Annotated in this window: 8 protein-coding genes and 2 pseudogenes; 7 read left to right on the top strand and 3 right to left on the bottom strand. The window is 70.5% G+C overall.

Annotated elements, in window-relative coordinates; genetic code table 11:
- From G3I65_RS31820 to G3I65_RS31805, 4 genes and pseudogenes are all read left to right on the top strand, one after another.
- Positions 1-627 (top strand): annotated as a pseudogene (locus tag G3I65_RS31820) (type VII secretion-associated protein); the annotation flags it as partial.
- A 14-nt stretch (positions 628-641) separates the two neighbouring features.
- On the top strand, positions 642-989 hold the full coding sequence (locus tag G3I65_RS31815; protein WP_160699378.1) for a hypothetical protein: 348 nt from the start codon (positions 642-644) through the stop codon (positions 987-989).
- A 255-nt stretch (positions 990-1,244) separates the two neighbouring features.
- Complete coding sequence (locus tag G3I65_RS31810; protein WP_160699377.1) at positions 1,245-1,565, top strand: WXG100 family type VII secretion target; 321 nt, start codon at positions 1,245-1,247, stop codon at positions 1,563-1,565.
- 54 nt (positions 1,566-1,619) lie between these two features.
- On the top strand, positions 1,620-1,913 hold the full coding sequence (locus G3I65_RS31805; protein WP_086857634.1) for a WXG100 family type VII secretion target: 294 nt from the start codon (positions 1,620-1,622) through the stop codon (positions 1,911-1,913).
- Positions 1,914-1,992: 79 nt separating this feature from the next.
- On the opposite strand, the gene G3I65_RS31800 is transcribed toward G3I65_RS31805, so the two are convergent.
- Together G3I65_RS31800 and G3I65_RS31795 are read right to left on the bottom strand one after the other, a co-directional pair.
- Positions 1,993-2,700 carry a DUF4333 domain-containing protein gene (locus G3I65_RS31800; RefSeq protein WP_160699376.1) on the bottom strand — a complete coding sequence of 236 codons (708 nt, stop codon included), beginning with the start codon at positions 2,698-2,700 and terminating at the stop codon, positions 1,993-1,995.
- A 29-nt stretch (positions 2,701-2,729) separates the two neighbouring features.
- A complete protein-coding gene (locus G3I65_RS31795) occupies positions 2,730-3,623 on the bottom strand; it encodes a hypothetical protein (protein WP_160699375.1) in 894 nt (297 codons plus the stop codon).
- Between the two features lie 261 nt (positions 3,624-3,884).
- Between G3I65_RS31795 and rplM the strand changes: the two genes are divergently transcribed.
- From rplM to glmM, 3 genes are all read left to right on the top strand, one after another.
- Positions 3,885-4,337: a 50S ribosomal protein L13 gene (gene rplM, locus G3I65_RS31790; protein ID WP_086857631.1), complete on the top strand. Its 453-nt coding sequence runs from the start codon at positions 3,885-3,887 to the stop codon at positions 4,335-4,337.
- A gap of 14 nt (positions 4,338-4,351) precedes the next feature.
- Positions 4,352-4,873 (top strand): 30S ribosomal protein S9, encoded by a 522-nt coding sequence (gene rpsI / locus G3I65_RS31785; protein ID WP_086857630.1) that lies wholly within the window; start codon positions 4,352-4,354, stop codon positions 4,871-4,873.
- Positions 4,874-4,993: 120 nt separating this feature from the next.
- Entirely contained in the window at positions 4,994-6,328 is a 1,335-nt protein-coding gene (gene glmM / locus G3I65_RS31780) for a phosphoglucosamine mutase (RefSeq protein WP_160699374.1), read from the top strand.
- Here the strand turns inward: glmM and G3I65_RS31775 are convergent.
- Positions 6,314-6,797 (bottom strand): annotated as a pseudogene (locus tag G3I65_RS31775) (cytochrome P450); the annotation flags it as partial. The gene glmM and the pseudogene G3I65_RS31775 overlap by 15 nt on opposite strands.

Raw genomic sequence — 6,797 nt, 5'->3', positions numbered from 1 at the left:
CCGTGGACCCCGCCCGCCGGCCAGCCGGGCCCGTCGTCCGGTCCCGTCCGCGCCGCGCCCGAACCGGCGGCGAAGAGCAAGCGGAAGCTGTGGGGCATCGCCGGGATCGCGGTGGTCGTCGTGGCCGCGCTCGTCGTCGCCGGCTTCTTCGTGTTCAAGAGCTCCGGGAACGACGCCGCGAGCGGCCGCACGCTCTCGCAGTACGACTTCAAGTTCGTTTCGGCGGGGGACTGGGTCCAGACCGACGACCGGGTCGCCGAGCGGCAGGTCGTGATCCACCCGCAGGAATCCCGGGACGGCAACGACCTGCTGGTCGCGCAGGAATACGTGATGGACTACGACGCGACCGCCGATCCGCAGAAGCTGGTCGACGAGCTCAAACGCAGCGCCGAGGCCGACACCGAGCGCTGGAGCGCGTTCACGCCGAGCCTGTCCTACGCCGGCCGGACCGTGATCGGTTACCACGAAAGCAAACCGGGCCGGCCGGATCTCCAGGTCGACTGGTACGTCGTGGCGAAGGGCAAGGTGCGGGTGCACATCGGCTGCCAGTACGCGACGGCGCAGTTGCGGGACCGGGTTGCCGTGGCGTGCACGCAGGCCGTGTCCACGGTCGAAATCCTCAACTGAGAGGAGGGCACGCGGTGCCGTCCGAAGAATTCGAAAGCGCCGCGGCGTCCTTCAAGCGGATCGGGCAGGACGCGGTGACGCACGCCCGCCGCGTCGCGGGGAACGCGAAGGCACGCAGCCAGCGGCGGCGGAGCGAAAACGCCGAGCTGCTGAAGCGCAGCGGCCGCGGCGTGAAGTCCGGCGACCCGACGCCCGGTGCGCTGCGCGCCGCCGCCGAACGGTTCCGCCGCGCCCGCGGGCTGGCCGTCCCGGTGGATCCCGATCCGGTTCCTTCGCTTCCGCAACCGCCGGCCCGGCCCCCTCGATCGGGTGACGAAGACGAAGACTTTTCCCAGATGCGAATCATGAAACGCGATCAGTGAGAGCGTGCGGACGGTCGCTGTGCGTGTGCTAACCCCGCTGGTAGAGAACACATTTTCGGGTGACGCGTCGCCGAGCCGGGTCCCCGGTCGAATACCCGTGGCGACCGGTTCCCGCGGCGAGCGTTAACGCAAGCAACTACTTGCGGGCAAAGCACGACAAGGGGGAACCGGGCATGGCAATGTCTGCGTCGTAGGGCCGTACAAACGAACAAGCCTGGTACGGACGACCATCAATCTTGCGAAGGGGGTTCCGGCATGACTGTCGGATTCCAGGGAACACCGGCTCAGTTCACCGAGGCCGAAGGCCGCGTCACCGAGGTGCGCGCCGGCATGGACTCCAACCTGTCCACGCTGCGCGACCGCATCGAGGCCACCCGCGCCGGCTGGCAGGGTGAAGCGCAGAAGGCGTTCGACCACGTCATGCAGCGCTTCGACGAGGACGCCCGCGGCATGAACCAGGCCCTGCAGAAGATCGCGGAGCTGCTCAAGGAAGCCGGCTCGAAGTACGAGCGCTCCGAGCAGCAGCAGCAGGAGATCATGCAGGCCGTCAACCGCGGCTTCGACCGCCTCGGCTGACCCTTCCCGTTCACCAAGACCACCTGACTTCCGCATTCTCAAAAGGAGCACACCATGCCTGATGGCGCCGGCATTGTCGTCAATTACGCCACCATCCACGCGGCCGCCGAAGACTGCAGCACCACCGGCAACGAGCTGCAGCAGGCGTTCGACCGCCTGAAGGACGACCTCAAGCCGCTGGTCACCACCTGGACCGGTGCCGCGAAGGACCAGTACGACCAGGCCCAGCGCAACTGGGACCAGAAGTTCGAGGACCTGAAGCAGGTTCTGGCGCAGATCGCCGCCGCCCTGCCGCAGATCGCCGACGGCTACCAGAGCACGGACAAGGCCGTCGAGGGCCTGTTCTGAGCCGCTAGCCCCGGAAACCACGGCGGGCCCGCACTCCGGTGCGGGGCCCGCCGTTTTCCGTTGTCCGGTAAGGGAAAACTCAGTGTGGGGCGCCGACCTCGTACTCCGGCCGGTCGTTGAGCACCCGCACGGTCACCTTCTTCTCCTGCCCGCCGATCGTGACGGTGCAGTCGAAGGTCGTCCCGTTCTGCGCGGCCTCGTTCGCCGGGCACTGCGCGTTCTTCACGTCCGGCTCGCCGTAGTTCTCGTTGAGGACCTTGACCACACCGTCCTGAAGGGACTGTCGCTCGAGGACGTCCCCGCGGAACGCGCCCAGCAGCCACGCCGCGCCGCCGCCGATGGCGAGCACCAGGACGGCCGCACCCGCGATCAGCAACGGCTTCTTGGACTTCGGCTTCTTCGCCGGCTCCACGGCGAACGCGCCCAGCCCGCCGTACTGCGACGGCTGGAACCCGCCGCCGAACTGCTGACCGGGCTGACCGGGCTGACCCTGTTGCCCCGGCGCGGGTTGCGCGGGCCAGCCACCGCCGGGCGTGCCCGGCTGCTGCGGCGTCGGCTGGGACGGCGGTTGCCACGGCGCCGGCGGACCCGGCTGCCACGGCCCCGAGAACGACCCGGACGTGCCGGGCTGCTGGCCCTGGTTCCACTGGCCCGTGTAGGAACCCGTGCCGGGTTCGGCGTGCTGCTGCTGCCACTGCCCGGCGTGCGGGCCGGTCGCCTGCTGCTCGGGCTGGTTCGGCTGCGGCTGCCACCACTGCGGCTGCTGCTGGTCCGGCGGCTGGGTCATCGGAGATCACCTCGGGTCGTGGTCACGCTTCAGCTGCCCTGGGCTTCGCCGAGCTTGCGGTAGAACTCGTTCATGGCCGCTCGGTCGGGCAGCACGGTGATCTGGGACGCGTCCGGCAGCTTCGGCATGTCCTGGAGGCTCGCCTTGCCGGTGAACCGGAAGTCGTACTTGAGCTCGACGTTGTGCCCGTCGCCGGAGAACTTGGCCTCCATCCCGAACGAGACCAGGCTGCCGTCGGGGTTCAGCGTGATCGTCGCCGGGACGGGCGCCTTCTTCAGCTCCGGCCCGATCTTGTCGGTGATGCTCTTCGGCAGGATCTCGACCTTGTTCTTGACGAAGACCTCGAACGGCACCATCACCGTCAGCGCGGTCTTGCCGTCGCCGAGGCTCTTCGCGCCGCGCACGGCCCGCTTGTCGGCCTTGTAGGCGTCGACGGTCGAGTCCGCCATCCGGCACGGTGTCAGCACGCCACCCCAGACGCACGGCTGCACGAGCCCGGCCTCCGGCTTCGGCATCGACACCCACGCCGTCGGCGAGACGCCCTTCTGGACGTACATCGGGCCGAGGTAGGTGTACTCGACCGTGCCCTCGGCCGGCGTGTAGGTGTCGATGATCTCGTCGGGGTTCTTCTGCGAGCGGTGGCGCACCGCGCGGCTCTCCGGGCTGCCGGTGCGGGCCGACGTCACGGTGCTGTGGATCCACTTGTCGTCGAACTTGAAGTAGGCGTCCAGCGAGTTGGTGACGTCGCGCGTGTCGGTGATGGCGTCGCCCAGCTTGCCGATCACCTGCTCGAACTTGCCGCCGACGTAGTCCGCGGCGTCGTCGCCCTTCGCCAGCGCGGTGCCCGCCTTCGCCTGGCCGCAGGCGCTGACCAGGGCCAGGAGGGCAGCCAGGACGAAGATCGCCGTAGGTCGTTTCCTCATGCCGTCCCCATGCTCGCGTGTGCCGCCCGGATGGTCCCATCCTCGCGTGTCGTGGCGACGCGTGCAGGCGGTTCGGCCGGAAAACCGGGTAGAGTCCGGCTGCGCCCGGGCCGCTCGAAGCCTAGTATGGGCGCTCCCACCCACCCCCGATGCACGGGCGCGGTGGACGTGGGGGTATCTTCATATGTCGTTGTGCGTTGCGGCGCATCAGCGCTAGGCCCGCACAGAACCCACACGCAATGTTGACGACGAGGTAGACCCTTGCCCACGTACAGCCCCAAGCCCGGCGACGTCACTCGTGCCTGGCACGTGATCGACGCCGAGGATGTCGTGCTCGGCCGGCTCGCGACCGAGGTCGCCACGCTGCTGCGCGGCAAGCACAAGCCGACCTACGCCCCGCACGTGGACACCGGTGACTTCGTCATCATCGTCAACGCCGAGAAGGTCGCGCTCACCGGTAACAAGCGCGAGCAGAAGTTCGCGTACCGGCACAGCGGTTACCCGGGCGGTCTGCGGAAGCGCTCGTTCGGCGAGCTCCTGGACACCAAGCCCGAGCACCTTGTCGAAAAGGTCGTCAAGGGCATGCTGCCGAAGAACAAGCTCGGCCGCGCCCAGGCGAAGAAGCTAAAGGTGTACGCCGGCCCGCAGCACCCGCACACCGCGCAGCAGCCGCAGGTGCGCGAGATCACCAAGATCGCGCAGGTCGCGCAGTGAGTGAGGAACAGTCTGTGACCAGCACCGAGACCGAGACCCCCGAGGTCGTCGAGGCCACCGAGGCGACCGAGACCGGCGCCGTGGCCACCAGCGAGACCCCGGTCGCCACCAGCGAGTCGGAAGCCGCGCCGCGTCCGTCGCGTGCCGCCGGCGGCAACGCGCAGACCGTCGGCCGCCGCAAGGAAGCCGTCGTCCGCGTGCGGGTCGTCCCGGGCACCGGCCAGTTCAAGCTCAACGGCCGCACCCTCGAGGAGTACTTCCCGAACAAGGTGCACCAGCAGCTCATCAAGGACCCGCTGGTCCTGGTCGAGAAGCCGGACTCGTTCGACATCTTCGCCAACCTCCACGGTGGCGGCGTCTCGGGTCAGGCGGGCGCGCTGCGCCTGGCGATCGCCCGTGCGCTCATCGAGGTCGACGCCGACGACCGCCCGGCCCTCAAGAAGGCCGGCTTCCTGACCCGTGACGCGCGCGCCACGGAGCGGAAGAAGTACGGCCTCAAGAAGGCCCGCAAGGCCCCGCAGTACAGCAAGCGCTGATCGCGCCCTCTGGCGCAACCCACCGGAGCGCCCATCCGTCCTCGGATGGGCGCTTCGGCGTTTTCACCGGTCCGTCAGGATCGCTAGGTTGTCGTGGTGGTTCCACAAGGAGGTCGATCGATGGCACGCCTGTTCGGTACCGACGGGGTACGTGGCCTGGCCAACGCCGAGCTGACGCCGGAGCTGGCGCTCGCGCTGGCGGCCAGCGCCGCCCGGGTGCTCGCCGCGCACGACCGCTCGCACCGGCCGGTCGCCGTCGTCGGCCGGGACCCGCGGGCCAGCGGCGAGATGCTCGAAGCCGCCGTCGTGGCGGGCCTCACGTCCGCCGGGGCCGACGTCCGCCTGGTCGGCGTCCTGCCCACGCCCGCGGTCGCGTACCTGGTCGGCGCGCTCGAAGCCGACCTCGGCGTGATGATCTCCGCCTCGCACAACCCGATGCCGGACAACGGCATCAAGCTCTTCGCCGCGGGCGGGCACAAGCTCCCCGACGGCATCGAGGACGAGATCGAGGCCGGCCTCTCCGCCGACGCGGTCCGCCCGACCGGCATCGGCGTCGGGCGCGTCACCGCCGTCGAGGACGCCCTCGACCGCTACGCCGGCCACCTGCTGGGCGCGACCCCGCACTCGCTGTCCGGGCTGAAGGTCGTCGTCGACTGCGCGAACGGCGCGTCGTCGGCCGCCGCGCCCGAGGTCTACCGCCGCGCCGGCGCCGAGGTCGTCGCCCTGCACGCCGACCCGGACGGCGTCAACATCAACGAGCACTGCGGCTCCAACCACCCCGAGAAACTGCGTCAGGCGGTCGTCGCGCACGGCGCCGACCTCGGCATCGCGCACGACGGCGACGCCGACCGCTGCGTGGCCGTCGACTCCGCCGGCGAGCTGATCGACGGCGACCAGATCATGGCGGTGCTGGCACTCGCGCTGGCCGAGGCCGGCGAGCTGGCGAAGGACACGCTGGTCGCGACCGTGATGAGCAACCTCGGCCTGCACCTGGCGATGAAGGCCCACGGCGTGAACGTCGTGACGACCGCGGTCGGCGACCGGTACGTCCTCGAGGAGCTGCGCGCGAGCGGCTACGCGCTCGGTGGCGAGCAGTCCGGGCACGTCGTGCTCCCGGCCCACGCGACCACCGGTGACGGCCTGCTGACGGCGTTGCGCCTGATGAGCCGCATGGCCGAGACGGGCAAGTCCCTCGCCGACCTCGCGGCCGTGATGAACCGGCTGCCGCAGGTCCTGGTGAACGTCCCGGTCGCGGACAAGTCCGCGGTCGCCGGGTCGGCGGAGGTCCGCGACGCCATCGGCCAGGTGGAAGCCGAGCTGGGCGAGGAGGGCCGGGTGCTGCTGCGCCCGTCCGGCACCGAGCAGCTGGTCCGCGTGATGGTCGAGGCCCCGGCCCAGTCCACCGCCCAGGCGGCGGCCGACCGGCTCGCGGGCGTCGTCTCAGCCGTTTCCTGACCGGGTGACCACGGCCTTCGCCAGGCCGTGGAACACCGGGTGGGTCTTCCACCGGACGTCGGTGACTTCGCAGCCGCCGGCGAGGAGCTTCGCCAGCGCTCCCAGCGCGACCTCGCCCTCGGCCAGCGCCACGCCCGAACCCGGGCACGCGTGGCGGCCGAGCCCGAACGGCAGGCCGTCGGCCAGCGAGACCGCCACCGGGCCGCCAGGTCCGAAGCGCAGGACGTACCGGGCCGGGCAGATCTCCGCCACCAGCTCGCGCACGGACTTCGGCCCCGAAGTGGCCAGCGCCAGCCCGGCGCAGGCCAGGAAGTTCAGCGAGTTCTCGTACGCGGCGTGCGCGAGCACCACCGGGTTGAACATCAGCTCGTCCTCGTCGAGCCGCCCGGCCGCGTGCGCGTCCCGCAGCGCCGTGAGGCCGCCCGGGCCGGCCGGGGTGCGGCTGAGCTGCACCGCGAGCCGGAACGCG

The organism is Amycolatopsis sp. SID8362 (assembly GCF_010550475.1).
GTDB lineage: Bacteria > Actinomycetota > Actinomycetes > Mycobacteriales > Pseudonocardiaceae > Amycolatopsis > Amycolatopsis eburnea.
Note: the sequence above shows the minus strand (reverse complement) of the source record. Positions and strands in the feature narration are given on the sequence as shown.